Origin of the sequence: Streptomyces sp. CCM_MD2014 (genome assembly GCF_000772045.1) — a bacterium.
GTDB classification, from domain to species: domain Bacteria; phylum Actinomycetota; class Actinomycetes; order Streptomycetales; family Streptomycetaceae; genus Streptomyces; species Streptomyces salinarius.
The window spans coordinates 6,276,809-6,301,629 of the sequence record NZ_CP009754.1; the positions used below are offsets into that span (position 1 = coordinate 6,276,809).

Genomic DNA, 24,821 nt, shown 5'->3' on the forward strand with positions numbered 1-24,821 from the left:
AAACGGCCCGCCCTCCGGGGAGAGCGGGCCGTCGAACGAGGTGCGACGTGTATCGGTGTCTGTCAGGGCAGCGTCAGGATGTCCGCGCCCGAGTCCGTCACCACCAGCGTGTGCTCGAACTGCGCCGTGCGCCTGCGGTCCTTCGTCACGACCGTCCAGCCGTCGTCCCACATGTCGTACTCGTGGGTCCCCAGCGTCAGCATCGGCTCGATCGTGAAGGTCATCCCGGGCTGCATGACGGTCGTCGCGTGCGGGCTGTCGTAGTGCGGGACGATGAGCCCGGAGTGGAACGACGTGTTGATGCCGTGGCCGGTGAAGTCCCGCACCACCCCGTACCCGAACCGCTTCGCGTACGACTCGATGACCCGGCCGATGATGTTGATCTGCCGGCCCGGCTTGACCGCCTTGATCGCGCGGGCCAGCGACTCCCGGGTCCGCTCGACCAGCAGCCGGCTCTCCTCGTCCACGTCGCCGACCAGGTAGGTCGCGTTGTTGTCGCCGTGCACGCCGCCGATGTACGCCGTCACGTCCAGGTTCACGATGTCGCCGTCGCGCAGCACCGTGGAGTCGGGGATGCCGTGGCAGATGACCTCGTTGACCGAGCTGCACAGGGACTTGGGGTAGCCCCGGTAGCCGAGCGTGGACGGGTAGGCGCCGTGGTCGCACATGTACTCGTGTGCCACCCGGTCCAGTTCGTCCGTCGTCACGCCGGGCGCGATGTGCTTCGCGGCCTCCTCCATCGCCCGCGCCGCGATCCGCCCGGCCACGCGCATCGCCTCGACGGTCTCGGGTGTCTGCACCTCCGGACCGGTGTACGGCGTCGGCGCGGGTTTGCCGACGTACTCGGGCCTGCGGATGTTTCCGGGCACGGAACGGGTGGGGGACAGCTCCCCTGGGACGAGCAGCGACTGGCCAGACATGCAGCGAGTCTAACCAGCACGCATGGGGGAACATGTCGGTGGCGAGAGGAGCTGTCCATGGCCCTGTTCAAGAAGCGCACGGTCGGCAAACCGGGCGAGTGGTACTACTGCCTGGAGCACCGGAAGGTCGAGGAGGGCCCGGACTGCCCGGGCCGGGACCGCTTCGGGCCGTACGCCTCCCGCACGGAGGCCGAGCACGCGATGCAGACGGCCCGCGAGCGCAACCTCGAGTGGGAGAACGACCCCAAGTGGCACGACGCCTCCCCGACGGGAAGCGCCGACGGCGACCGGGACGACTGAGCAGGCGCGGAGCCGGCCGCGCGCGCGGGCCGCTCACCCGCTCGCGGCGTCGGCTGCGCGCCTCTCGCGCAGCCGCACCGCGTGCTCGTTCGTCCGCGCGTCGTACGTCATCATCGTCGGCAGGCACAGCGCCAGCAGCCCCACCGCGCCCGCGCACAGCAGCCCGCCCGACCACACCGAGGCCCGCACCCCGGCGAGCGCGGCCGTGCCGCCCGCCCGGACCTGGCCGAGCTGCGGGCCCACCGAGTACGACAGCAGCTCGATCCCGGCGAGCCGGCCGCGCAGCTCGTCCGGGACGGTCTGGTTCCACATCGCGCTGCGGAAGACGCCGCTGACCATGTCGCAGGCCCCGGCGAGGACGAAGCACAGCAGCACCAGCCACACGTTCCCGGCGAAGCCCGCGGCGGCGATCGCCAGACCCCACCCGGCCGCCGCCAGCACCACCATCCGCCCGTGCCGGTGCACCCGCGAGGTCCAGCCGCTGCTCACGCTCACCAGCAACGAGCCCGCCGGGATCGCCGCGTACATCATGCCGAGCGACCACTCGGCGTCCAACTCGTCGGCCAGGAACGGCAGTACCGCGAGCGGCATCGCCAGCAGCATCGCCGCGACGTCGACCGCGTACGTGCCCAGCAGTTCCTTGCGGCTCCACGCGTACCGGGCGCCCTCGGCGATCGCCGCCCACGACGGCCTGCCCGCCTCGTGCGAGGCCGGGGAGGAGGCGAGGCCCGCCACCAGGGCCACGGAGGCGGCGAAGGTGGCCAGGTCCACCGCGTACGCCCAGCCGAGACCCGCGTACGCCACCACCACGCCGGCCAGCGCCGGTCCGGCGATGCCGCCGACCTGCCAGCGCAGCGCGTTCAGCGAGGCGGCGGCGGGCAGGTGCTCGTGGGCCACGATCCGCGGGATCAGCGAGTCCAGGGCCGGGCGCTGGACCGCGCCCAGCGCCGAGGTGAACGCGGCGATCACGTACAGCGGCCACACGGCCGGGCTCGGCAGCAGCGCGTTGACCAGCAGCGCCGCGCACAGCACGCCCTGACCGGCCTCCGTCCACACGATCAGCTTCCGCTTGTCCCAGGCGTCGGCCAGCGCGCCGCCGTACAGCCCGAAGACCACCAGCGGCACCAGCTCCACGGCACCGATCGCGCCGACCGCCGCCGCCGACCCCGTCAGCTCCTTGATCTGCACCGGAAGCGCGACGAACGTCAGGAAGCTCCCGAAGTTCGTGATCAGACCGGAGACCCACAGCCGCCGGAAGTCCCGGGAGGCCCGCCAGGGGGAGAGGTCGGGCAGCAGGGCGCGCAGGCCGGCGGGCGGATCGGCGGGCGTGCCCGTGGGGCTGCCGGCGGGGGCGTCGGCGGGTGTGTCGGTGGGGGAGGTCTCGGTCACGAGGGGTCATCGTCCGGCGGCGCCCGAGCACGGGCAACCGGTTTTCGCGGCGTGGTCACCGGGCGTCGGCCACCGGCCGGACGGCGCCGGTCTCCGGCCGGACGGCGCCGGTCGCCGGTCGGACCGCGGCGGCGCGGCCGGCTGCTCGGCCGGGCGGGACGAGCGGTCCCGGAACCGGCGGCGGGGCGGTTCCGGGCGGCGCGGGGAGCGGAGGGTGACCGGCGATGTGCGGCGGCGGGTTGGTGATCAGCCGGGCGGCGGCGGTGCCGCCCGGAGCCGGCCGGGCCGGACAGGGGCGCGTGGTCCGGGGCCGGCGGCGGGGCAGCCCGTTCTCCGACGGGGGTCACCACCCCGACGGCGGCGGCGCCGTCAGGTGGTCGGCCAGGCGGGACAGGCGGTCCCGGAAGCGGCGGCGGCCCCGGGGCGGCGGCACCGCGTTCTCCCCGGCCGACGCGCTGACCAGGTGCTGCACCGTGTCCAGGTCCAGCTCGGCGCCGTCCGGCACGGTCAGCGTCTCGTGCGCCATCGCCGTCAGCTCCCGCTCGCCCGGCTCCCGGTCGGTGCCCAGCGCCAGCACCGTCGCACCCGCCCGGCGGGCGTCGTGCACCCGCTCCAGAAGTCCGGCGCCGGGGTCGTCGGGCGTCACCACCAGCAGCGTCTCCCCGCGCCGGGCCGCCGCCAGCCGCCCGAGACCGACCGCGAGATGCGCCGGGTCCGAGGGGCGCGCTCCGTGCCGCACCAGCGTGGGCGCCAGCTCCGGCGTCCCCGACCAGGCGGCCTCGTCCACCAGGTGCGCCGCCAGGTGCCAGGGCTCGTACCCGGGGGTGCCCACCAGCAGCAGACCGCCCCCGTGCGGCACCACCGATCCGCGCAACGCCCCCGCGAAGGACCGGGTGGCCCCCAGCCACTCGGTCCCGGCGAGCACTTCCCGCAGCAGCGCGACCCGTACGGCGTCCATGCGGCCGCATCCTGCCGCAGCCGCGTCCGCGCGGTCCGGCGTTCGCCCCGGATTCACCCGGCCGGGGACCGTCTTCCACCGGGCGGGACCCGTACTCCCGGGCGGGCCGTCGCGGACGTAGGGTCGCCCCCATGACCTCTACCGACAGTGCGGACAGCGCCGCACAGAAGGCCCCCGCCAAGGCTCCGGCCAAGGATCCCTGGGACCTGCCCGACGTCTCCGGGCTGGTCGTCGGCGTACTCGGCGGCACGGGGCCCCAGGGCAAGGGCCTCGCCTACCGCCTCGCCAAGGCCGGCCAGAAGGTGATCGTCGGCTCCCGCGCCGCCGAGCGCGCCGAGGCCGCCGCCGAGGAGATCGGGTACGGCGTCGAGGGCGCCGACAACGCCGAGACCGCCCGCCGCAGCGACGTCGTCATCGTCGCCGTGCCGTGGGACGGCCACGCCAAGACCCTCGAATCCCTGCGCGCGGAGCTGGCGGGCAAGCTCGTCGTCGACTGCGTCAACCCGCTCGGCTTCGACAAGAAGGGCGCCTACGCGCTCAAGCCCGACGAGGGCAGCGCCGCCGAGCAGGCCGCCGCCCTGCTGCCGGACAGCCGGGTCGCCGCCGCCTTCCACCACCTCTCGGCGGTCCTCCTCCAGGACCCGGAGATCGACGAGATCGACACCGACGTGATGGTGCTCGGCGAGGCGCGCGCCGACGTGGAGATCGTGCAGGCCCTCGCGGGCCGCGTCGCCGGCATGCGCGGCGTCTTCGCCGGGCGGCTGCGCAACGCCCACCAGGTCGAGTCGCTGGTCGCCAACCTGATCTCCGTCAACCGCCGCTACAAGGCACACGCCGGGCTCCGCGTCACGGACGTATGAGGCGATGGGGGACACTGGTGGGCATCAGTGTCCCCCCGACAGGAGCCGTTCCCATGCCCCGCCTCGCCCTCTACGCCCTGGCCTTCTGCGTCCTCGCCGTGGCCGCCGCCGTCGTCTCCTTCGTGCGGGGCGGCATCGTGATCGGCGTCGTGTGGGTGCTGCTGTCGGGGCTCTCGTCCAACATGTGCTGGTACTACGTCAAGCGCGGCCGGGACGCCCGGCGCGCGTCCGCCGCCTCCTGAGCGGCGTCAGCCGCCCGGCGTGCACAGCGGGTCGGTCTGCCAGAAGCGGTACAGCTCGAAGCCGCAGTACGTGTCGATCTCGCCGATCCCGAGGCCCCGCAGCAGCGCGTCCACCGCGTCGAAGAAGACGCCGTTGAGCGCCGGGATCCACAGCAGCGCGAACACCAGCAGCAGCCCGAACGGCGCGAGCGGCTCCACCTGCCGCCGCACGTTGTACGACAGCCACGGCTCGATCACGCCGTAGCCGTCCAGGCCCGGCACCGGCAGGAAGTTCAGGATCGCGGCCGTGACCTGGAGCAGCGCCAGGAAGGCCAGCGCGAGGCGGAAGTCGAGCGGCACGCCGTCCAGCGCGTCCAGCCAGAACGGCGCCGTGCACACGACGGCGAACAGCACGTTCGTCAGCGGCCCCGCCGCCGAGATGAGGCTGTGCCGCCACCGTCCCCTGATCCGCCCGCGCTCGATGAAGACGGCACCGCCGGGCAGCCCGATCCCGCCCATGATCACGAAGAGGACGGGGAGGACGATGCTGAGCAGCGCGTGCGTGTACTTCACCGGGTTGAGCGTGAGGTAGCCCTTCGCGCCGACCGAGATGTCGCCGCTGTGCAGCGCGGTGCGGGCGTGCGCGTACTCGTGCAGGCACAGCGAGACGACCCACGCGGCCGTCACGAACAGGAACACGGCGAGCCCCGGCTGCTCGGCGAACCCGGTCCAGGTGGCCCAGCCCGTGACCGCGGCGACGGCGACGATCCCGAGGAAGACGGGACTGATCCTCCGGTCACTGGGGCGGGCGGTGGCGGTCGACATGGAACTCCCTGACTGTCGGGCCCGCGTGACGGGCACCCGCGGGGTGCGGGACTGCCCGACCGTACCGGGCGCACGGGGGAAACGTCTCGCGGGCGGCGGTCGTTCCGGAGCGGAACGGCGAGGGGCGGAGGCCGGCCACGCCGCGCGGCCAAAACCCCGTGACCGGCTCCGACGGCAGCAGGGACAATGGGCCCGTGCGCTATCGCATCCTCGGCACCACACGAGCACTCCGCCCCGACGGCACCGCCGTTCCGCTCGGCGGGGCGCGGCTGCGTGCCCTGCTGACCGTGCTCGCCCTCCGGGCCGGCCGCGCCGTCCCGGCCGGGCTGCTGGTCGAGGAGGTGTGGAACGGGGAGCCGCCCGCCGACGCACCGGGCGCCCTGCAGGCACTGGTCGGACGGCTGCGCCGCGCGCTGGGCGCGGAAGCGGTCGCCTCGGCCGACGGCGGCTACCGGCTCACCGCCCCACCGGACGACGTCGACCTGCACCGCTTCGACCGGCTCGCCGGTGAGGGCACCCGCGCCCTCGCCGACGGCGACCCCGCGAAGGCGGCCGAGGTACTCGACGACGCCCTCGCGCTGTGGCACGGCCCCGTCCTCGCCGACCTGCCCGACCGCACCGCGGAGGCGGCCCGCTGGGAGATGCGGCACGTCGACGTCCTGCGCGCCCGCCACACCGCCGCCCTGGACCTCGGACAGGCCGAGCACTCCCTGCCCGAGCTGACCGCCCTGTGCGACGGCCACCCCCTGGACGAGCCCCTCCAGGCGCTGCGGCTGCGCGCCCTGCGCGACACCGGCCGCGCCGCCGAGGCCCTGGCCGCCTACGAGGTCGTACGCCACCTCCTCGCCGACCGCCTCGGCACGGACCCGGGCCCGGAGCTGCGGGCCCTCCACGCCGAACTGCTCAGCCCGACGGCCCCGGCACCCACGACCACGCCACCGGCTCCGGTTCCAGCGCCGGGGTCGGGACCGGCATCCGGCGGCGGCCCGGGTACGGCGTCCGGGGCCGACTCCGGCCCGGCCCCGGGAGGCGCCGCGGCGCCCGCCCCGGGAAGCGGCCCCGCCACCGAGACGGCACACGGGCCCCACGGCGCGGCGCCTGCCTCCGGCAGGGCAGCCGTCTCCGGCACCGGACCGGTCTCCGGCACGGCAGCCGCCGCCCGCACGGCGCCCGCGTCCGCCACCGGCCCCGCGTCCGCGCCCGCCACCGGCCCCGCGTCCGCGACGCCGCCGGAAGCAGCCGCCGGGGTCCCCGCGCCCGCCCCGGAGGGAATCCGCCCCCGGGGCAACCTCCGGGCCCGGCTCACCTCCTTCGTCGGCCGGGACGGTGACCTGGAGACCCTGCGCGCCGACCTGGCGACCACCCGGCTCGTCACCCTCCTCGGGCCCGGCGGGGCCGGCAAGACCCGGCTGTCGCAGGAGGCCGCCGAGGGGGCCGGGGACACCGCGCCCGACGGCGTGTGGCTGGCCGAGCTGGCGCCCGTCGACGACCCCGCCGACGTACCGGAGGCCGTCCTGACCGCCGTCGGCGCCCGCGAGACCGTGCTCTACCGCGCCGGCGCCGAGGAGATGCGGGCCGTCACCGCCTCCGAGGGACAGGACACCGCCGTCGAGCGGCTCGTCGAGCACTGCGGCCGGCGCCGCATGCTGATCGTCCTCGACAACTGCGAGCACGTCGTCGAAGCCGCCGCCCGCCTCACCGAGGAACTCCTCGCCCGCTGCCCCCACCTCACCGTCCTCGCCACCAGCCGCGAACCCCTCGGCGTACCGGGGGAGTCGCTGCGCCCCGTCGAGCCGCTGCCCGAACCCGCCGCGCTGCGGCTGCTCGCGGACCGGGGCGCCGCCGCCCGCCCCGGCTTCCGCGTCGACGCCGACGAGGAGACCGCCGCCGCCTGCGCCGAGATCTGCCGCCGCCTCGACGGACTGCCGCTCGCCATCGAACTGGCCGCAGCCCGGCTCCGGATGCTCACCCCGCGCCAGATCGCCGACCGGCTCGACGACCGCTTCCGCCTGCTCACCTCCGGCAGCCGCACCGTCCTGCCCCGCCAGCAGACCCTGCGCGCGGTCGTCGACTGGTCCTGGGACCTGCTCGACGAGGACGAACGCGACGTCCTGGGACGGCTGTCGGTCTTCGCGGGCGGCTGCGACCTCGCCGCCGCCGAGGCCGTGTGCGGGCCCGCCGCGCTGGACGCCCTCGGCTCCCTCGTCGACAAGTCCCTCGTCGTGGCCACCCCCGTGACCGACCGGAGCGATGGCGACGGCATGCGCTACCGGCTCCTGGAGACCGTCGCCGAGTACGCGGGCGAGCGCCTCGACGAGGCCGGCACCCGCCCGGCGGCCGCCCGCGCCCACCTCACGTACTACCGCGAACTCGCCCGCACCACCGACCCGTTGCTTCGCGGACCGCAGCAGCTCGCCGCCATCGAGCGGCTGGAGCGCGAGTACGAGAACCTGCGCACCGCCCTGCGCCACGCCGTCGCCGAGCGCGACGAGCAGGAGGCACTGTGCCTGGCGCTGTCGTTGGTCTGGTACTGGCAGATGCGCGACCTGCGGGTCGAGGCCCGGAACTGGTTCGCCGAGGTCATGGCGCTCGGCCCGGACCCCTTCGCCGAACCGGTCCGCCCCGCCCGGCCGCTGTGGGAGCGCTGCACCTCCGCCCCGCCCCCGATGACCGGCGAGGTCCTCGCCGAGGCCCGCCGCGGGGTCCACCTGGCCCACCTGGCCTGCATGGACACCGAACTGGACGCGTGGCAGAACCCGGCGTCCCAGCGCAAGCTGCGCGTCATCGCGGACACGTACGAGCCGGGAATGCCGCAGACCTGCTCCAGCCCCGGCCTGCTCTGGTTCTTCGCCGTCATGCTCACCGGCGACATGACCCGGCTGCGCGAGATCATGGACGCCACCCTGCGCACCTGCCGCGACACCCCGGGCTACGAGTGGGAGCTGGCCGGCGGCCTGCAGATGCGCGCCCAGATGCTCGCCAACCGCACCGACTGGGCGGGCGACGCGCTCCGCGACGCCGACGAGTCGCTGGAGATCTACCGCCGCCTCGGCGACGCCTGGGGCATGGCCGAGGCCCTCTCCGGACGTGCCGAGGCCCGCGAGCGCGTCGGCGAGTACGAGCTCGCCGCCGAGGACTACCGGGCCGCCGCGCGGCACGCCGAGCGGCTCGGCGCCCACGCCCAGGTGGACATCCTCGACGCCCGCCTCGGCAGTGTGCTGCTGGAGGCGGGCGCGTACGAGGAGGGCGAGCGCATCCTGCGCGACGTCATCGAACGCACCCGGGGGACGGGTCACAACGGCGCGATGCCCGCCGCCCGGCTGTTCCTCGCCGGGCGGCTCGGCACGACCGGGCGGACCGCCGAGGCCGGCGAACAGCTGCGGCTGCTGCGCGAGGAGTTCTCCATCGCCCACTTCGTGGTCTTCGACGCCTTCATCCTCGCCGCTGAGGCGTGGATCGCCACGCTGGAGGGCCGGCACGAGGAGTGCCTGGCCAAGGTCCGCCGGTCGCTCGAACGGGCCGAGGACCCGCTGGCGACGGCCATCGCCCCGCACATGCGCTCCGCCTACCTGACCGTCGCCGCGATGGCGATGGCCCGCCTGGGCGACCGGCGCCTGGCCGAGGACGGGGCGCGCTGCCTGGGCGCCGCCGACGCCCTGCTGCCGCCGGGCCACGTGTCGACGGGCATGGAGCGCGACGCGCGCGAACGGGCCGTCGAGCGGGTCCGCGAGGCGCTCGGCCCCGAGGCGTACGACGCCGCGTACGCCGAGGGCGGCAGGCTCTCCGCCGGGGAGGCCGCCGCCCTCGTCTGACCCGCACGAGCCGTACGGAGCCCGCGCCACGCTCAGGTCTTCGTACGGAACTTGTGGATGGCGACCGGCGCCATCACCGCCGTGATCGCCACCGCCCAGCCGAGCGTGATCCACAGGTCGTGGGCCACGGGGCCGCCCACCATCAGCCCGCGTGCCGCGTCGGCGAGCGTGGACAGCGGGTTGTAGTCGGTGAAGGACTGCAGCCAGCCCGGCATCGACTGCGTCGGCGCGAAGATCGACGAGCCGAACTGCAGCGGGAAGAGCACCATGAAGCCCATCGCCTGCACGGACTGCGCGTTCTTCAGGACCACGCCCAGGGTGAGGAACACCCACATGATCGACGAGGCGAACACCGCGGACAGACCCACCGCCGCGAACAGCCCGGCCCAGTGGTCGATGTCGAAGCCGACCAGGACGGCGACGATCATCAGCACCGTGGTGGCGAACAGCATCCGCGCCATCTCGACCGCGATCTTGGCGAAGAGCACCGAGCCGCGCCCGATCGGCAGCGACCGGAAACGGTCCATGACACCGGAGTTGAAGTCCTGGCTGAAGCCGGTGCCGACCCCCTGGGACAGCGTCATGCTCATCATCGCGATCATGCCGGGGATCACGTACTGCACATAGCCGTCCTGCCCGCCGCCCAGGGCCTGGCCGATCGACCCGCCGAAGACGTACACGAACAGCAGGGTGAAGACGATCGGCATCAGCAGCGCGTCGAACATCGACTCGGGGTCCTGCCGGATCCACAGCAGGTTGCGGCGGACCAGGGCCCCGGTGTGCCGGACGTGCGCGCGCAGCGAGATCCGCGCGTCGGGGGTGAGGGCGGGAGCGGGCGGGGTGGTGGTGGCGGCGCTCATGCGGCGACCTCCTCGCGGGCGTCGTCGGTGGCGGGCGCGGGGTCCTGCGGGGCACTGGCGCGGTGGCCGGTGAGGGACAGGAAGACCTCGTCCAGGCTGGGCAGTTCGGTGGTGACGGCGGAGACGGTGATGCCGCGCGCGGTGACCGCGCCGACCACGGCCGTCAGCTGCTCGTCGCTGAGGATCGGCACCAGGACGGCACCGCGCTCGGTGTCCACCGTGGTGTTGGCGAGCCCGGTGATGCCGAGCTCGTCCAGGTAGGCGGCGAGCGGGCGCAGCTGGAGCGGGTCGGCCGGGCGGACCCGCAGGGTGCGGCCGCCCACCTTGGCCTTCAGCTCCTCGATGCCGCCGTTCGCGATGACCTTGCCGCGGTCCACGACGGTCAGCTCGGAGGCGAGCTGCTCGGCCTCCTCCATGTACTGGGTGGTCAGCAGCACGGTCACGCCGTCGCCGACCATGCGCTTGACCTCGTCCCACACCTCGTTGCGGGTGCGCGGGTCAAGGCCGGTGGTGGGCTCGTCCAGGAACAGCACGGCCGGGTGCCCGATCATGGAGGCGGCCAGGTCGAGCCGGCGCCGCATGCCGCCGGAGTAGGTGGACGCGGGCCGCTTGCCGGCCTCGGTGAGCGAGAACCGCTCCAGCAGCTCGTCGGCGCGGGCGCGGGCGTCCCGGCGGGACAGGTCGAGCAGCCGGCCGATCATGTAGAGGTTCTCCCAGCCGGGGAGCTTCTCGTCCACGGAGGCGTACTGCCCGGTCAGCCCGATGACCCGGCGCAGCTGCCGCGGCTGCCGCACGACGTCGTACCCGGCGACGTGCGCCTGGCCGGAGTCGGGGGTGATGAGGGTGGACAGGATGCGTACGAGGGTGGTCTTGCCGGCGCCGTTCGGTCCGAGCACGCCCATCACGGTGCCCTCGCGCACGTCCAGGTCGACGCCGTCCAGCGCCTTGGTCTCGCCGTAGTGCTTGACCAGCCCCCGCACGGTGACCGCGCTGTCCGCGGCCCGGGGGATGTCGTCGATTCGCTTCATGCCCCAGACGATGGCAGCGGCCACCGACAAAGCACCGACATCCCGCCGACAGGCGTCGCGCGCCACCGACATCCCGCCGACAGCCGGCCCGGGAGCCACTCGGCCCCGCCGACGGGGGATGATCGGCGGGGCCGGTGTCGTACCGCGGTGGTCTGCTAGTGGACGGAGTGCTCCTCCTGCGGGAACGTCCCGCCGACGACGTCCTCGGCGTACGCCTTCGCCGCGTCGCCCATGACCTTGCGCAGGTCGGCGTACTGCTTGACGAACTTCGGCACCCGGCCGCCGGTCAGCCCGAGCATGTCGGTCCACACCAGCACCTGGGCGTCGGTGTCCGGGCCCGCGCCGATCCCGACCGTCGGGATGTGCAGCGTCCGCGTCACCTCGGCGGCCAGCTCGGCCGGCACCAGCTCCAGGACGACTGCGAAGGCGCCCGCGTCCTGCACCGCCTTGGCGTCGCGCAGCAGCTGCTGGGCCGCCTCCTCGCCGCGGCCCTGCACCCGGTACCCCATGGAGTTGACGGACTGCGGGGTGAGGCCGATGTGCGCCATCACGGGGATGCCGGACTCGACGAGCAGCCGGATCTGCTCGTGCGACCGCTCACCGCCCTCCAGCTTGACCGCCCCGACCCCGGCCTCCTTGACCAGCCGGGTCGCCGAGCGCAGCGCCTGCACCGGGCCCTCCTGGTAGGAGCCGAAGGGCAGGTCGCCCACGATCAGGGCGCGGCTGGTGCCCCGGATGACCGCGGCCGAGAGCATCGTCATCTCGTCCAGGGTGACGGGCACGGTGGTCTCGTAGCCGAGGTGGCAGTTGCCCGCGGAGTCCCCGACGAGCATCACGGGGATGCCGGACTCGTCGAAGACGGAGGCGGTCATGGCGTCGTACGCGGTGAGCATGGGCCACTTCTCGCCGCGCTCCTTGGCGGCGGTGATGTCCCGGACGGTGATACGGCGGTTGATCCTGCCCCCGTACAGCGCCCTGCTCCCGTCGGCGGGGGTGCGCTGCGGCGTCTGGGCAGCCGAAAGCTGCGTCATGGCAACGGCTCCTTCATGTCATCTCGAGGCGCCCTGACGGCGTCCCCGGATCCCTTCCATGGTGGCACCTGTGGCGTCCCGGCGGCTAGGGGACCCCCGCCGGGACCTCCGTCACGTGTCATCCCGTGTCATGGGGTGGCCCATGGGGTGAAATGTGCCCGTTCTGTCACAGAGCCGCCCGTTCCGGCGCCGGGCGGAACTTCCCGTACGGGCCCGTACGTCCTCGTGCCCGTACGGCCGTCGAGGGACGGCGGGATCGGAACCGATCATCCCCTATGGTGCTGAGTCACAGGGGGCGACGGTGTGCACGGCAGGCAGTGAGGCGACGGTATGGCGCAGCAGGCGTACATGACGGAGACGGACGGCGGCGGCTCGGACCCCGAACGCCGGGAGCCCCGGATTCGGCGCCTGTTCGACCGGGCCGTCAGCGGCTGGCGCGGCGACCGCCGCGTCTGGCGCCGGGGCCTGGTCACCGCCGCCGTGGCGCTCCTCCTGGCGGGCGTCATGGCGGCCCACTCGCACATCCCGAACACCATCGGCAACCTCGGCAGCCTCTCGGAGACCTTCCTGCCGTGGTTCGGCCTGCTGATCCCCGTCCTGCTGGTGATCGCCCTGGTCCGCAAGTCGGCGACGGCGCTGATCGCGCTGGTGCTGCCGGTGAGCGTGTGGCTCAACCTCTTCGGCGGCCTGCTCTTCGACAAGACCGGCTCCGGCGGCGATCTCACGGTGGCCACGCACAACGTCAACGCCGACAACGCCGACCCGGCGGGCACCGCCCGTGCCGTCGCCGCCGCCGGGGCGGACGTACTGGCCCTTGAGGAACTCAAGGCGTCCGCCGTGCCGACGTACGAGAAGGCGCTGGAGGCCAAGTACCCCCACCACGAGGTCGTGGGCACCGTCGGGCTGTGGAGCAAGTACCCGCTCAGCGGCGTGAAGCCGGTCGACATCGAGCTGGGCTGGAAGCGCGCGATGCGCGCCACCGTCACCACCCCGTCCGGGCCGATCGCCGTCTACGTCGCCCACCTGCCCTCCGTACGGGTGAAGCTGGAGGCCGGCTTCACCGCCCGGCAGCGGGACAAGAGCGCCGAGGCCCTCGGCGAGGCCATCGCCGACGAGAAGCTGCCCCGCAAGATCCTCCTCGGCGACCTCAACGGCACCATGAACGACCGCTCGCTCACCGCGATCACCTCGCAACTGCGCTCCCCGCAGGGCGCCGTGGGCAACGGCTTCGGCTTCAGCTGGCCGGCGTCCTTCCCGATGGCCCGCATCGACCAGATCCTGGTCACCGGCGTGGAACCGATGACCAGCTGGACCCTCCCGGCGACCGGCAGCGACCACCTCCCGATCGCCGCGCGTGTGAAGGTCGACACAACGGCCTCCTGAAATTCGCCTGCGGAATACCTGCCCTGAGAGCCTTTGTTCCGTACGGGAACATACAGTCGTCCCCCTGTGTCCCGTCCCCCGTACGGAACCCCGCTCTCGAAAGGCGAGACCCTTCATGCCCCTGGCCCTGCTCGCCCTTGCCGTGGGCGCCTTCGGCATCGGCACCACCGAGTTCGTGATGATGGGCCTGCTGCCCGACGTCGCGGACGACCTGGGCATCTCCATCCCCACCGCCGGCCACCTCGTCTCCGCCTACGCGCTCGGCGTCGTCATCGGCGCCCCGCTGCTCGCGGCGGCGACCACCCGGATGTCCCGCCGCGCCGTCCTGATCGCCCTCATGGCGCTGTTCGTGGTGGGCAACGCCCTGTCGGCCGTGGCCCCCGGCGAGATCTCCCTCCTGGCCGCCCGCTTCGTCAGCGGCCTGCCGCACGGCGCCTTCTTCGGCGTCGGCGCGGTCGTCGCGACCGGCATGGTCGCGCCGGAACGCAAGGCCCGCTCCGTCTCCCTGATGTTCCTGGGCCTCACCGTCGCCAACATCGTCGGCGTCCCCGCCGCCACCGCCATGGGCCAGCAGCTCGGCTGGCGGGCCACCTTCCTCGGCGTGAGCGCCATCGGCGTCGCGGCCATCGCGGCGCTGGCCCTCCTCGTCCCGCGCGACAGCGCCCCCGCCCCCACGACCGGCCTGCGCGGCGAACTGGCCGCCCTGCGCTCCCTGCCCGTCTGGCTGGCGCTCGGCACGACGGTCGCCGGCTTCGGCGCGCTCTTCGCCGCGTACAGCTACATCACGCCGATGCTCACCGATGCCGCCGGGTTCGCCGAGACCAGCGTGACGCTGCTCCTCGCCCTGTTCGGCGTCGGCGCCACCGCGGGCAACCTGCTGGGCGGCCGCCTGGCCGACCACTCCCTGCGGGGCACCCTCTTCGGCGGCCTGGCCTCCCTGGTCGTCGTCCTCGCCCTGTTCCCCCTCCTGATGCGCACGCCGGTCACGGCGGCCGTGTCGGTGGCCCTGCTCGGCATGGCCGCCTTCGTCACCGGCTCCCCGCTCCAGCTGATGGTGATGGAGAAGGCCGCGGCCGCCCCGTCCCTCGCCTCCTCCGCCAACCAGGCCGCCTTCAACCTCGCCAACGCCGGCGGCGCCTGGATCGGCGGCCTCGCGCTGGCCGCCGGGTTCGGGGTCACGTCCCCGGCGACGGCGGGCGCGGCCCTGGCCGTGCTCGGCCTCGCGGTCGCGGGTGCGGCGCGGGCGGTGGACCGACGCCGGGGCGCCGCCCCGGTCGCCGGACGGGAGCGCGTGGTCGCGGGTCACGTGCCGGAGGCGGCGGAGTCGGTACGGCACTGAGGGCGCCGGGAGCCGCGGCCGCGGTCCGCGCGGCTGCGGCTGCGTACCGATCCCGCGAACCCGCGACGAAGCGCCGGGAATCCGTGCGAAGAAATAACGGTCAAAACGTGTCATAACTCACTCAGCGGCCACCCGAAGTGTGATGGGCGGTCACGTACGGGCCTCGAACGCGGGGCCCGCCGGGCCACCGGGCCACGGGACCGCACGCAGGACGTCCGACGAGGAGACTGCCGATGAGTGAGTCCGTACAGCCCGGAACCGGGGCCACCAAGCAGAAGGTCAGGACAGAGACGTCCGCCACGGCCGACCAGGCCAAACAGGCCGCGAGTCAGGTGGCGGGAACCGCCGCGGACCAGGCTCGCTCCGTGGCGGGCGAGGCACGGCAGCAGGCCGGTACGGCCCTGGAGGACCTGCGCAGCCGTGCGATGGAGGAGGCCGACGGCCAGACCCGTCGTGCCGCCGGTCAGCTTCGCCAGTGGGCGAGCGACCTCTCGGGTCTCGCCGCGCACGCACAGAGCGACTCTCCGGCCCGCGGCCTCGTGACGCACGCGGCCGACACGGGCAGCCGGGCCGCCGACTACCTGGAGGAACAGGGCGTCGAAGGACTCGTCGGCGACCTCCAGCACTTCGCCCGGCGGCGGCCCGGAGCCTTCCTGGGCGGCGCCCTGCTGGCCGGACTGGCCGTCGGGCGGCTGGCGAAGGCGGCGGGATCCGCGTCCGGGTCCGACGGCCGTGGTCCGGGCGGACCGACGGCCGACCGTGGTCCGGCCGGGCAGTCCGTACCGGCCGGCCCTCCTGCCATCCCCGCCGAGGGGACCGCCATGCCGCCGTCCGTTCCGTCGACCGTGGGGCACCTCACGGACGGTGCGCACGGCCGTGGGCGTCCGGAGGTATGAGATGGCCACCATCTCCCCCCTCCGAGGCACGGGAGCGCACTACGAACCCCGGGAGCAGGACCGGTCCGTGAGCCATCTGCTGTCCGCGGTGACCACGGACCTGCAGACCCTCTTCCGGCAGGAGGTCGAACTGGCCAAGGCCGAAGTCAGGGACGAGGCGAGCCGTGCGGGCAAGGCCGCCGGAATGTTCGGCGGCGCCGGCTTCGCCGGCTACATGGTCCTCCTGTTCCTGTCGCTGGCCGCGATGCTCGGCCTGGCCAACGTCATCGACGGCGGCTGGGCGGCCCTCGTCGTCGCCGCGCTCTGGGGCGCCGCCGGGGCCGTGCTCTACCTCAGGGGCCGGGCACGCATGAGGACTGTGTCGCCGAAGCCGGAGCTAACCGTCGAGACCATGAAGGAGAACGCGGAATGGGCACGTCACCCGACCAAATGAGGTCCGAGATAGAGGCCACCCGCGGCAGGCTGGCCACGGACGTGGGCAGGCTCACCGAGCGGACCAGCCCACGGCGCATGGCGCGGCGCCGCACCGCGCGGATGCGGGGCGCGGTCTCCGGCATGCGCAACCGTGTCATGGGCACGGCATACGACACTGCTTACGGCGTACGCGACACCGCCCAGTCGGCGGCCGGCTCCCTCCAGGAGGGCACCGGGCAGGCCGTCGGCTCGGCCCGCGACGCGGCAGAACACGCGGCCGGCGCCGCCCGTGACATGGCCGAGCAGACCGGACACGCCGTGCAGCAGACGCCCGACATGGCCCGCAGCCAGACCCAGGGCAACCCCCTGGCGGCCGGCCTGGTCGCCTTCGGGGTCGGCCTGCTCGCGTCGTCGCTGGTGCCCGCCTCCCGCGCCGAGCGGCAGAAGGCCTCCGAACTGATGCACAGCGAGGCCCTGGAACCGGTGAAACAGGCCGCGACCGAGTCCGCGCAGCATCTGAAGGAAGGCGCGAAGGAAGTGACCCAGGGGGCGGCCGGCGACATGAAGGAGACCGCCACCCAGGCCGCCCGCACCACACAGGAGAAGGCCCGCGGCCACGTCGGCAAGGTCACCGAACAGGCCCGCGAATCCGGCCGCAACGTCGCGGACGAGGCCCGCAACCGCTCCGGACCCGGCTGACCCGCACCGCCCGACGACAGGGGGCCGGGCGCCCCGGCCCGCACAGGGCCGGGGCGCACGTCCGGGTGACAGGGCGTCCGGTCCCAGGACTCCGCGGATCCGCTTCGTCCGCTCCGGACGGCGAGTGGGGTGTCGCTGTCATCACCACGGTGGGGAATCCGAGCGCCCCCACGGCGCCCGCCTCGCCGTCACCGAGACGGCGTGGGCGGGGTTCGTGGGGGCTTCGGCGCTCCGACGGGGCTCAGAGCATCGTCGTGTGGGCCTCGCCCTGGGCCGAGGCGCCGCCGAAGGGCGCCGAGACGCCGAGGCCGCCGGTGAGGGCGAACGGGCCGGACTCCGCGTGGAGGCCGGCCGCGAAGGCGCCGTCGCCCGCGACGAGGGCCGTGCTCGCGGTGAGGCCGACGCCGCCGGACACCTGGTCCAGGTCGGTGTCGGAGAGCTCGGCCGTTGCGACCTGGGGGACAGTGTTCATGGCAGGTCTGTTCCTTTCATGGGGAGGGGAGCGGTGCGGCGCGCACGCCCGGCATCCGGAGTTTGGGGCCTCCGGAGGGGCCACCGGCGGGCCGCGCACCGATCAAAGCACGGGGGCGAACCGCCCACCATCGACGTGCCGTTGACCGACGCCGCCCGGCGTCGCGGCGTTCACCAGTGTGTGAATGCGGTCAGGGAAAGCGTCCGGATCTTCACGCCATCCCCCAGGGCGCCGGGCTCTTTGGCGCCGCGACGCGTGCGGGCCGCCCAGCGGGCCGCCGTCGCGCCCCCGACCGTGCGACCGACCGATGAACGCTGTGGAGATTCACGGGTTTTCCAGGACCGGGTCCCGGCCCGCGGGGGTGTGACACATCGCCGCCCGCGGCACGGGCGCGGCTCGTCGGCCGGCCGCCGCCCCCTGAGTCGTTCCCCGGAGGATCTCGTCTCCTTGGAACGCGTTGTGGCAGTATCCGGGCCGAGGCGCCGCCGGCCAGGGAGCCGGTGGCCCTCGTCCGACAACTGCCGGGGGAGACATGAGCCGTAGGGACACATCCGGACACCTCGCCGACCTGGCCCAGTTCATGAGCAGCCACGGCGACACCGGCGAGTCCGGCGACTGCGTCGATGCGGTGACGTGGACGATGTTCCCGGCCGGGGCGCTCGCGTAATGGCGGACCGCGTGTCACGCCCCGCCGGTGGCATACCGGCCGAGATCGGTCCCTACCGGCTGGAGAGGCTGCTGGGCGAGGGCGGGATGGGCCGCGTCTACCTCGGACGCACACCCGCCGGAAGTGCCGTCGCCGTCAAGGTCGTCCACCGTGCGTACGCAGCCGACCCGGAGTTCCGCAGGCGGTTCGCGCAGGAGGTCGCCGCGGCCCGGCGCGTGCAGGGTCTCTACACCGTGCCCGTCGTCGCGGCGGACCTGGACGCCGACGAGCCCTGGCTGGCCACGGCCTACGCCCCCGGGCCCTCACTCCAGCAGGCCGTCGGTGAACGGGGGTCGCTGTCCGCCGCCGAGGTGCTCGCGCTGACGGCCGGGGTCGCCGAGGCGCTGGAGACGATCCATGCCGCCGGAGTGATCCACCGCGACCTGAAACCCTCCAACATCGTCCTCACGGCCGACGGGCCCAAGGTCATCGACTTCGGCATCGCCCGCGCCGCGGAGGTCACCGCCCTGACCGCCACCGGCATGCGCGCCGGGACCCCGGCCTACATGGCGCCCGAGTACATCCGGGGGCAGGAGGTCACCGAGGCCGGTGACGTCTTCGCGCTCGGCCTCGTCGCCCACTTCGCCGCCACCGGACGGCTCGCCTTCGGCGGCGGCGGCGACCACGGAGTGGCGTACCGGATCCTGGAGGCGGCGCCCGACCTCGACGGCTGCCCCGCGTCCGTGCGCGCCGTCGTGGCCCGCTGCCTGGAGAAGGACCCGGCGCGGCGGCCGGCGCCCGCCGAGGTCGTCCGGCTCTGCGGCCGGGCGGCGAACGGGGACTTCGACGACGGCCGCACCCCCACCGTCGTCTCCGCACCCCCGGCGACCGGCCCGGACGCGCCCACCGCCACCGCCCCGGCGCGCCCCCCGGCGCCGGACGCCGCCCCCCGGACCCCGTCCGCACCGCCGTACGCCGCCCTGCTCGGCGTGGTCGGGGCGATCGCCCTGGTCGTCGTCCTGGTCGTGGTGTTGCTGCCCTCGTCGGAGGAGACCCCGGAGAACAAGCAGCCGTACCCGGTGGTCGCGGCCACCGACATCTTCGCCGAGGGGACCAGCGGCGTCGCGTTCAGCCCGGACGGTGAGACGCTCGCCACCGGCGGCGAGGACGGGAAGGTGCGGCTGTGGAACGCCGCCACCCGCGAGCTGCGTGCCACGCTCACCGAGAAGAACTGGTCCGGGGACCCGAGCCGAGTAGTCGGCGTCACGTTCGGCGCCGACGGGAAGACCCTGGCCACGAGGACCGGCACCCACCTGGTCGGCGTCTGGGACGTGGCCCGCCGCCGGGAGGTCCGCCGCATCGAGGAGACGGCCTACTCCCTCGCCCTCAGCCCCGACGGCAAGCGGATCGCCCTGGGCGACAGCGCGGGTGCCAACCTGTGGGACCTCGGCGGCCGCAGTGAGGATCCGCGCGCCCACCTGTCGCAGAACCTGCGCGCGACGGACATGGCGTTCAGCCCCGACGGCAGGACGCTCGCCTCCGTCGGAGACTTCTCCGACCAGCGCCACCAAGCGGACAACGAGCCGGCCAAACTGTGGGACCTGACCCGGCTCGACCCGCGGCCCTACGGCCAGGGCGACCCGCGCCACGACCTCGCCCTGGAGGACGTCACCTACGCCGTCGCCTTCAGCCCCGACGGCAAGACCCTCGCCACCGGCGGCCAGGACGGCGGCGTACGGCTGTGGGACGTGGCCACCGGCCGCCTGAAGGCCACCCTCACCCACCGCTTCGTCACCGAGGCCCGGGACCTGGCGTTCAGCCCGGACGGCAGGACGCTCGCCGTCACCGCCGACGGCCGGGTGCTCCTGTGGAACCTGGCGGACCGCAAGCCCGGCGCCATCCTGGCCGACGACGAGACCGGCTTCGGCGCCGACGTCCGCGAGCTGGCCTTCAGCCCGGACGGCCGGTTCCTCGCGGGCAGCACCGCGGGAGGGGGCGCCCCGGAGGAGACCCCCGCCCCGGGCACCGGCACCGATTCCGACGCGGTCGAGGACAGCGGCGTACGCCTGTGGAAGGTCCCGAAGGCCACCGGCACTACAGCACCGGCAGCGACTTCCTGAGCTCGAACGCGGTGACCTGGGAGCGGTACTCCTCCCACTCCTGGCGCTTGTTGCGGAGGAAGTGTCGTCGACCCCGAGCGACCTCACGCGATCGACGCCGGCGCAGCGCTGACCTGCGGTCGAGCGGTCGTCATTGGTCGATGTGGGTCGCTGTGGGCCGCCCTTCGACGGCCCACAGACGGCCCAGGCACGGTGGTTCACCCCGGCCCAGTTAACCTGCTTCGGCCTGCGGTTTCTCTCGGAGGTCTCGCTGTCGGGGGACGGCTACGGGAAACAGCGTCCGCTTCCCAGCCACATCACCGGACGTGAGCCTGTCCACAGGCGTGCGGTAGGCGTATGAGATCACCGTGAGATCTTCGTCTTCCACGGCCCACGGGGAGGTGCAGTGGAGGATGCCACCGGAGGCGGTCGGCTCCACCCCAGTGCGGTCCAGTTTGATCGAGTGCACGACAACCAACGCGTTGTCCGGGTAGTACTTCCGCTGCTTCTCGACCTCGGCTCGGGTCAAGATCACTTCCAACCCCGCAGAGGTCGTCCCCTTGACCTCCACGTGCAGTCGCTTCTCCCCCCTCGTGAGCAGGAGGTCAAAGGACTCCTTGGCGCCGACGTCCTTGACCGACCAACCCTGAGCCTCGAAGTGCTCAGTGGCCATCCGGACGCTGTGGTGCTCTATCGCGCGGCGTTCGCTGGCGGTGAGCAGAAATCCCTGCCCCGGTCTACGCGGTCGGGTGCCGCTACGGGTCCGACGGCCGGCGGTCTTCTCCGCACTCTGCTCAGCCTCCAGCACCTCCGGAGTCGGGTCCCCAGGGATGTAAGGGGCGAGGCGCTCGGCTTCATAGAGGGTGCCGAGTAGGCCTGTCATGAAGGCCAGGTCCTTCAGCAGAACCTCCCGCGAGGGCAGCTGCTCGCGCTCGTATGCGATGGCCACCACGTTCCCGGGGCCGTAGCCACTGCCAAGAGGGGTCCTGGCGTCCAGCTGAAGCGTTTCGTGCAGGTCCGGGCGCGCGGTCGTCGCCTTCGCCAGTAGTGGCCGCGCCCAGTCGACACGGGCACGAAGATCTTCGGCTCTGCGCGCCTTGAAGACGCCTCCCGTCCAGATGGTGGTCCCCTGATTCAACGACAGGTAGACCCTCCGACCGGAGGCGCTGAACAGGTAGACCACGTACCACCCGGTGGTCGAGCTGGGTGACTGCTCCCGCCCGAAAACCCGAACCCAGGGAATCTCCGACTTGAGCCCCGTACCATCGCGGCCCTCGACTCCTAAGTTGTCGAGTGAAGTACCGAGCGCCGCTGACAGATCCCGTCCGTGCGCCCGAAGCAGATCTGGCAGCTGCTGCCGGACGACGACGCCTCGTTCCTGCATCTTTTCCGTGTTCGCTGCCGTCCAAGACGGCTGAAGATCAAGGACCTTGCCCAGGAGATCATTCACGGCCGCAGCGTAGCCCCGAGTACTGACAGCGCTCGGGGCGCCTATAGCGGAGTAGGGCCACCGACGGCGGGGTTTCGCGTCATTACACACGGAATCTCCCCATAACTGGGTCGATTGTCAGACCCTCCTGGCAGGGTGTTCACCTGTAACAACCCGTTCGAACAATGGAGTTCCTGTGGACGTGAAGCAGGCGCTGAGCGCTTGGCCACTGACCGCCGATCAGCTCCCGGCGGCCATCGCAACCGACGCCGAGATCCTCGCGCTCGCCGGCGCGGGGTCCGGCAAGTCGCGAACCCTCGCTGCCCGAGTAGCCTTCCTCGTGGCCTCGGGGGCGCTCCCGGAGTCGCTGGTCGCCTTCACGTTCTCCGACAAGGCTGCCGAGACGATCAAGGAGCGGGTGGCTCAGGCTCTTACGGTGTGTGGGCTGGACCCACTCCTGGTGGGTGGGATGTACATCGGCACCATCCACGCCTGGTGCCGTCGCGTCCTCGGCGAAATGGATGCCAAGTACCGGCAGTTCGATGTGCTCGACGCCATGCAGCTCCAGATGTACCTGATGTCTCGGTATCCCAAGCTCAACCTGCATCCACTGCGTGCCCAACACAGCACGAAGGCAGGCAAGCCGCGCGGGTACTTCGAGACGCTCAACCAGGTCAGTCGTGCCTGGACGATGATGAACGACGAACTACTCGATCCTGCACAGATCGCTGCCGAAGATCCAGTGCTGGGCGACGCTCTGGAGCGTCTTCGCGCGCAGATGGAGCAGGACAACTTCATCGACTTCTCACTGATGCAGCGCCTCGTGGTCGAGGCGCTTGAGGGCAAGGAACCCGGGGCAGTGCAGGCACTTGCTCCTCTCCAGCACGTGCTGGTGGATGAGTACCAGGACGTGAACGTCGTACAGGAGCGTCTGATCGAGCTGATGCACCGCGAGTCCGACACCCTCTTCGTGGTGGGCGACGACGATCAGGCGATCTACGGATGGCGCGGCGCGGACATCACGAACATTTTGGAATTCGACCAGCGTTATCCGAACGCGGCCGTGCACAAGCTGCTCACCAACTTCCGGTCCACTTCGGCCATCGTCGAGGCCGCCAGCACGTTCGCCGGGCAGGAGTTGGGCGCCACGCGGCTGCAGAAACAACTGACCGCCGCTGTGGACCGTGACCCCCGTGAGTTCGGCGTCCTGCGGTTCCCCACGCGGATGGACGAGGCTGCTTTCGTCGGCGACCGGATCAAGGAACTGCTCGGCACCCGCTACGAGGAAGCGGACGGGACCGTGCGCGGTCTGACTCCCGCCGACTTCGCCATCCTGATGCGGTCGACGAACATGTCCGAAGGCGATGAAACCAAGCGCCACACCGCGTTCATCCGAGCCCTGGAAACGCGGGGCATCGAGTACGCCCTCAATGCCGGCGGCCAGCTCTTCGAACGAGCCCAGCCCGCAGCCGTGCTCAGCGCTTTTCAGCTGCTGCGCGGCGAAAACCCGAACCGTACGCAAGTGGACGGACTGTTCAACTCCGAGCTGAGCGTAGCCTTCCCCTGTGCCGACCTGGGCCGTGTCAGGCACGTCTTCGCCGATTGGGGTCGCCGCATCCACGCTCCCGTCGCACCAGGCGTTCCACGTCAGCGCCTCTTCCCGCAGCAGCTGCTCCATGACCTGTTGGAAGCCCTCGGCGTCGCCGCCAGCGGGTTCGGCGACGGCGTCATGGCCGACCTGGGTACCTTCAGCAAGATCCTTACGGACTTCGAGTCGGTGTACGTCTCGGTCGACGGCAAGGCACGGTACGGGGAGCTTCTGAACTTCCTGCAGAACGTGGCAGGCGAGGGATATGAGACCGACAACCAGATGATGGCCCGCCCTGATGCAGTGACGGTCTCCACGATCCACAAGGCAAAGGGGCTGGAGTTCCCGGTCGTCTTCGTGGTGGACGTCGAAGCCGGCCGTTTCCCAGGCAGGAAGCGCTCGTACGACGGGTGGATCCCTGCCCCGTTGGTGCAGCGGGCCCTGAACAACGGCAGTTACCAGACGGATCGGCCGGACCAGGCCCGGCTGTTCTACACGGCCATCACCCGCGCCGAGCGCTTTCTGTACGTCACCGGATCCGAATGGCTACCCGGAGGTGCAAAGCCGACCAAGGTGTCCCCCTACGCAGCCATGCTGACGCATCCCGAAGTCCGTCGCGACCTTCTCGACCCGTCCGCCCCGCCCAAGGTGATGCCCCCGCCCGCCGTTCCGTCCAGGCGTGGCGACGAGTCCGTGCTGCCCACCACGTACTCCCAGATCCACACCTACATGCGTTGCCCCCACGCCTACAAGCTCAGCGTGGTGCACGGGTTCGCCCCGCCGATCCCGGAGCTCTTCGGGTTCGGACGCGCGGTCCACGCGGCAGTGGGCAAGGTGCACCAGCTCTATAAAGACCAAGCACCCAGCCCGGTCGAGGCGCGGAACGTGGCCGAGGACCTCTTTCACCTCAAGCACGTCGCCCCGAGCCAGGACCCGGTCAACCGGCCAGGCGCGTACGAGCGTGCGAAGCAGAGCTCCGCGAACATCGTGGCCAGCTACGTCGATAAGTACGCGAAGGACTTCGAGAGCAAGCGGCAGGTCGAGCTTCCTTTCGAGGTCCCGGTGAACCGCGCGGTCATTTCCGGAGCCATCGATCTGCTGCTCAGCTACGACGACTCGGACCAGATCCGCGACGCATCGGTGATCGACTTCAAGACCATGGAAGGGGGCCCCGAACCGATCAACAATCCCGATCTCCACTGGGAGAACCTCTCCCTGCAGGTCCAGCTCTACGCACGTGGCGCCGTACAGGTGTACGGGATGAACGCGCGGACTGGTGCCGTACACCTCCTCAAGGATGGCCAGCGGGTGTCGGTTCCGGTCGACACCGACGCCGTCGACGCCGCGGTCGCCAATGTGGACTGGGCGGTCGACCGAATCATGGAAGGCGACTTCCCGCAGCGCGCCTCGGGAAAGAAGTGCGGTGGCTGCGACTTCGCCCAGATCTGCCCGAAGAAGGTGCAGCAGTTCGCGACGTCACAGGAGCCTCCGAAGCTTCACCTTCCGGCTAGTAACGGCGGCAAGGAGTTCCTGATGGTGTCCGCCTTCTCTCAGCTCGGGCCCGACCAGTAGGCGTGACGCAAGCCGGTGCCGTGGGCTGTGGATCCTGCGCTAAGGGTCTCAGCCCACTGTGCTGAAGCTGATCGATGGCC

Annotated in this window: 21 protein-coding genes and 1 pseudogene; 12 read left to right on the top strand and 10 right to left on the bottom strand. The window is 72.5% G+C overall.

Going from position 1 to position 24,821, the window contains the following annotated elements; all coding sequences use genetic code 11:
- Positions 1-62: 62 nt before the first annotated feature.
- Positions 63-920 (bottom strand): type I methionyl aminopeptidase, encoded by an 858-nt coding sequence (map, locus tag NI25_RS27890; RefSeq protein ID WP_030403983.1) that lies wholly within the window; start codon positions 918-920, stop codon positions 63-65.
- A gap of 57 nt (positions 921-977) precedes the next feature.
- Here map and NI25_RS27895 point away from each other — a divergent pair, with 57 nt between their 5' ends.
- Positions 978-1,220 carry a hypothetical protein gene (locus NI25_RS27895; protein ID WP_061445082.1) on the top strand — a complete coding sequence of 81 codons (243 nt, stop codon included), beginning with the start codon at positions 978-980 and terminating at the stop codon, positions 1,218-1,220.
- 33 nt (positions 1,221-1,253) lie between these two features.
- Here NI25_RS27895 and NI25_RS27900 read toward each other — a convergent pair whose 3' ends face one another.
- Complete coding sequence (locus tag NI25_RS27900; protein WP_061447129.1) at positions 1,254-2,525, bottom strand: MFS transporter; 1,272 nt, start codon at positions 2,523-2,525, stop codon at positions 1,254-1,256.
- Positions 2,526-2,952: 427 nt separating this feature from the next.
- Positions 2,953-3,567, bottom strand: a complete 615-nt coding sequence (locus NI25_RS27905) for a hypothetical protein (RefSeq protein ID WP_061445083.1) — start codon at positions 3,565-3,567, stop codon at positions 2,953-2,955.
- A 131-nt stretch (positions 3,568-3,698) separates the two neighbouring features.
- Here NI25_RS27905 and npdG point away from each other — a divergent pair, with 131 nt between their 5' ends.
- Both npdG and NI25_RS27915 read left to right on the top strand, forming a co-directional pair.
- A complete protein-coding gene (gene npdG, locus NI25_RS27910; protein WP_061445084.1) occupies positions 3,699-4,427 on the top strand; it encodes an NADPH-dependent F420 reductase in 729 nt (242 codons plus the stop codon).
- Between the two features lie 53 nt (positions 4,428-4,480).
- The gene (locus tag NI25_RS27915) at positions 4,481-4,669 is read left to right on the top strand and encodes a hypothetical protein (RefSeq protein ID WP_061445085.1); all 189 of its coding nucleotides are present in this window, start codon (positions 4,481-4,483) and stop codon (positions 4,667-4,669) included.
- 6 nt (positions 4,670-4,675) lie between these two features.
- Here NI25_RS27915 and NI25_RS27920 read toward each other — a convergent pair whose 3' ends face one another.
- On the bottom strand, positions 4,676-5,473 hold the full coding sequence (locus NI25_RS27920) for a site-2 protease family protein (RefSeq protein ID WP_061445086.1): 798 nt from the start codon (positions 5,471-5,473) through the stop codon (positions 4,676-4,678).
- Between the two features lie 194 nt (positions 5,474-5,667).
- Between NI25_RS27920 and NI25_RS27925 the strand changes: the two genes are divergently transcribed.
- Positions 5,668-9,285 (top strand): AfsR/SARP family transcriptional regulator, encoded by a 3,618-nt coding sequence (locus NI25_RS27925; protein WP_233520781.1) that lies wholly within the window; start codon positions 5,668-5,670, stop codon positions 9,283-9,285.
- Between the two features lie 32 nt (positions 9,286-9,317).
- Here the strand turns inward: NI25_RS27925 and NI25_RS27930 are convergent, their stop codons facing one another.
- The 3 genes from NI25_RS27930 to panB form a co-directional block, all read right to left on the bottom strand.
- On the bottom strand, positions 9,318-10,145 hold the full coding sequence (locus NI25_RS27930) for an ABC transporter permease (protein ID WP_061445088.1): 828 nt from the start codon (positions 10,143-10,145) through the stop codon (positions 9,318-9,320).
- Entirely contained in the window at positions 10,142-11,173 is a 1,032-nt protein-coding gene (locus NI25_RS27935; protein WP_061447130.1) for an ATP-binding cassette domain-containing protein, read from the bottom strand. Before NI25_RS27935 ends, NI25_RS27930 begins: the two co-directional genes overlap by 4 nt.
- A 155-nt stretch (positions 11,174-11,328) precedes the next feature.
- The gene (panB, locus tag NI25_RS27940; protein WP_061445089.1) at positions 11,329-12,204 is read right to left on the bottom strand and encodes a 3-methyl-2-oxobutanoate hydroxymethyltransferase; all 876 of its coding nucleotides are present in this window, start codon (positions 12,202-12,204) and stop codon (positions 11,329-11,331) included.
- 330 nt (positions 12,205-12,534) lie between these two features.
- On the opposite strand from panB, the gene NI25_RS27945 reads away from it, so the two are divergent.
- From NI25_RS27945 to NI25_RS27965, 5 genes are all read left to right on the top strand, one after another.
- Complete coding sequence (locus NI25_RS27945; RefSeq protein WP_061445090.1) at positions 12,535-13,587, top strand: endonuclease/exonuclease/phosphatase family protein; 1,053 nt, start codon at positions 12,535-12,537, stop codon at positions 13,585-13,587.
- A 115-nt stretch (positions 13,588-13,702) separates the two neighbouring features.
- Positions 13,703-14,926, top strand: coding sequence for an MFS transporter (locus NI25_RS27950; protein ID WP_061445091.1), 1,224 nt, complete (start codon positions 13,703-13,705; stop codon positions 14,924-14,926).
- 233 nt (positions 14,927-15,159) lie between these two features.
- A complete protein-coding gene (locus tag NI25_RS38845; RefSeq protein WP_061445092.1) occupies positions 15,160-15,822 on the top strand; it encodes a hypothetical protein in 663 nt (220 codons plus the stop codon).
- Position 15,823: 1 nt separating this feature from the next.
- Entirely contained in the window at positions 15,824-16,255 is a 432-nt protein-coding gene (locus NI25_RS27960; RefSeq protein WP_061445093.1) for a phage holin family protein, read from the top strand.
- Positions 16,252-16,935 carry a DUF3618 domain-containing protein gene (locus NI25_RS27965; RefSeq protein WP_233520782.1) on the top strand — a complete coding sequence of 228 codons (684 nt, stop codon included), beginning with the start codon at positions 16,252-16,254 and terminating at the stop codon, positions 16,933-16,935. The genes NI25_RS27960 and NI25_RS27965 overlap by 4 nt, the downstream gene beginning before the upstream one ends.
- 241 nt (positions 16,936-17,176) lie before the next feature.
- Here NI25_RS27965 and NI25_RS27970 read toward each other — a convergent pair whose 3' ends face one another.
- The gene (locus tag NI25_RS27970; RefSeq protein ID WP_061445095.1) at positions 17,177-17,407 is read right to left on the bottom strand and encodes a hypothetical protein; all 231 of its coding nucleotides are present in this window, start codon (positions 17,405-17,407) and stop codon (positions 17,177-17,179) included.
- Positions 17,408-17,939: 532 nt separating this feature from the next.
- Here NI25_RS27970 and NI25_RS40550 point away from each other — a divergent pair.
- Positions 17,940-18,074: a hypothetical protein gene (locus NI25_RS40550; protein ID WP_267886348.1), complete on the top strand. Its 135-nt coding sequence runs from the start codon at positions 17,940-17,942 to the stop codon at positions 18,072-18,074.
- Positions 18,074-20,173, top strand: a complete 2,100-nt coding sequence (locus tag NI25_RS27975) for a serine/threonine-protein kinase (RefSeq protein WP_061445096.1) — start codon at positions 18,074-18,076, stop codon at positions 20,171-20,173. The genes NI25_RS40550 and NI25_RS27975 overlap by 1 nt, the downstream gene beginning before the upstream one ends.
- Here NI25_RS27975 and NI25_RS40820 read toward each other — a convergent pair.
- A pseudogene (locus NI25_RS40820) lies at positions 20,148-20,234 on the bottom strand (glutamine synthetase); the annotation flags it as partial. The gene NI25_RS27975 and the pseudogene NI25_RS40820 sit on opposite strands and share 26 nt — an antisense overlap.
- A gap of 150 nt (positions 20,235-20,384) precedes the next feature.
- Complete coding sequence (locus tag NI25_RS27980) at positions 20,385-21,602, bottom strand: MrcB family domain-containing protein (RefSeq protein WP_233520783.1); 1,218 nt, start codon at positions 21,600-21,602, stop codon at positions 20,385-20,387.
- A gap of 175 nt (positions 21,603-21,777) precedes the next feature.
- On the opposite strand from NI25_RS27980, the gene NI25_RS27985 reads away from it, so the two are divergent.
- Entirely contained in the window at positions 21,778-24,741 is a 2,964-nt protein-coding gene (locus NI25_RS27985) for an ATP-dependent helicase (protein ID WP_061445097.1), read from the top strand.
- Positions 24,742-24,821: the final 80 nt, after the last annotated feature.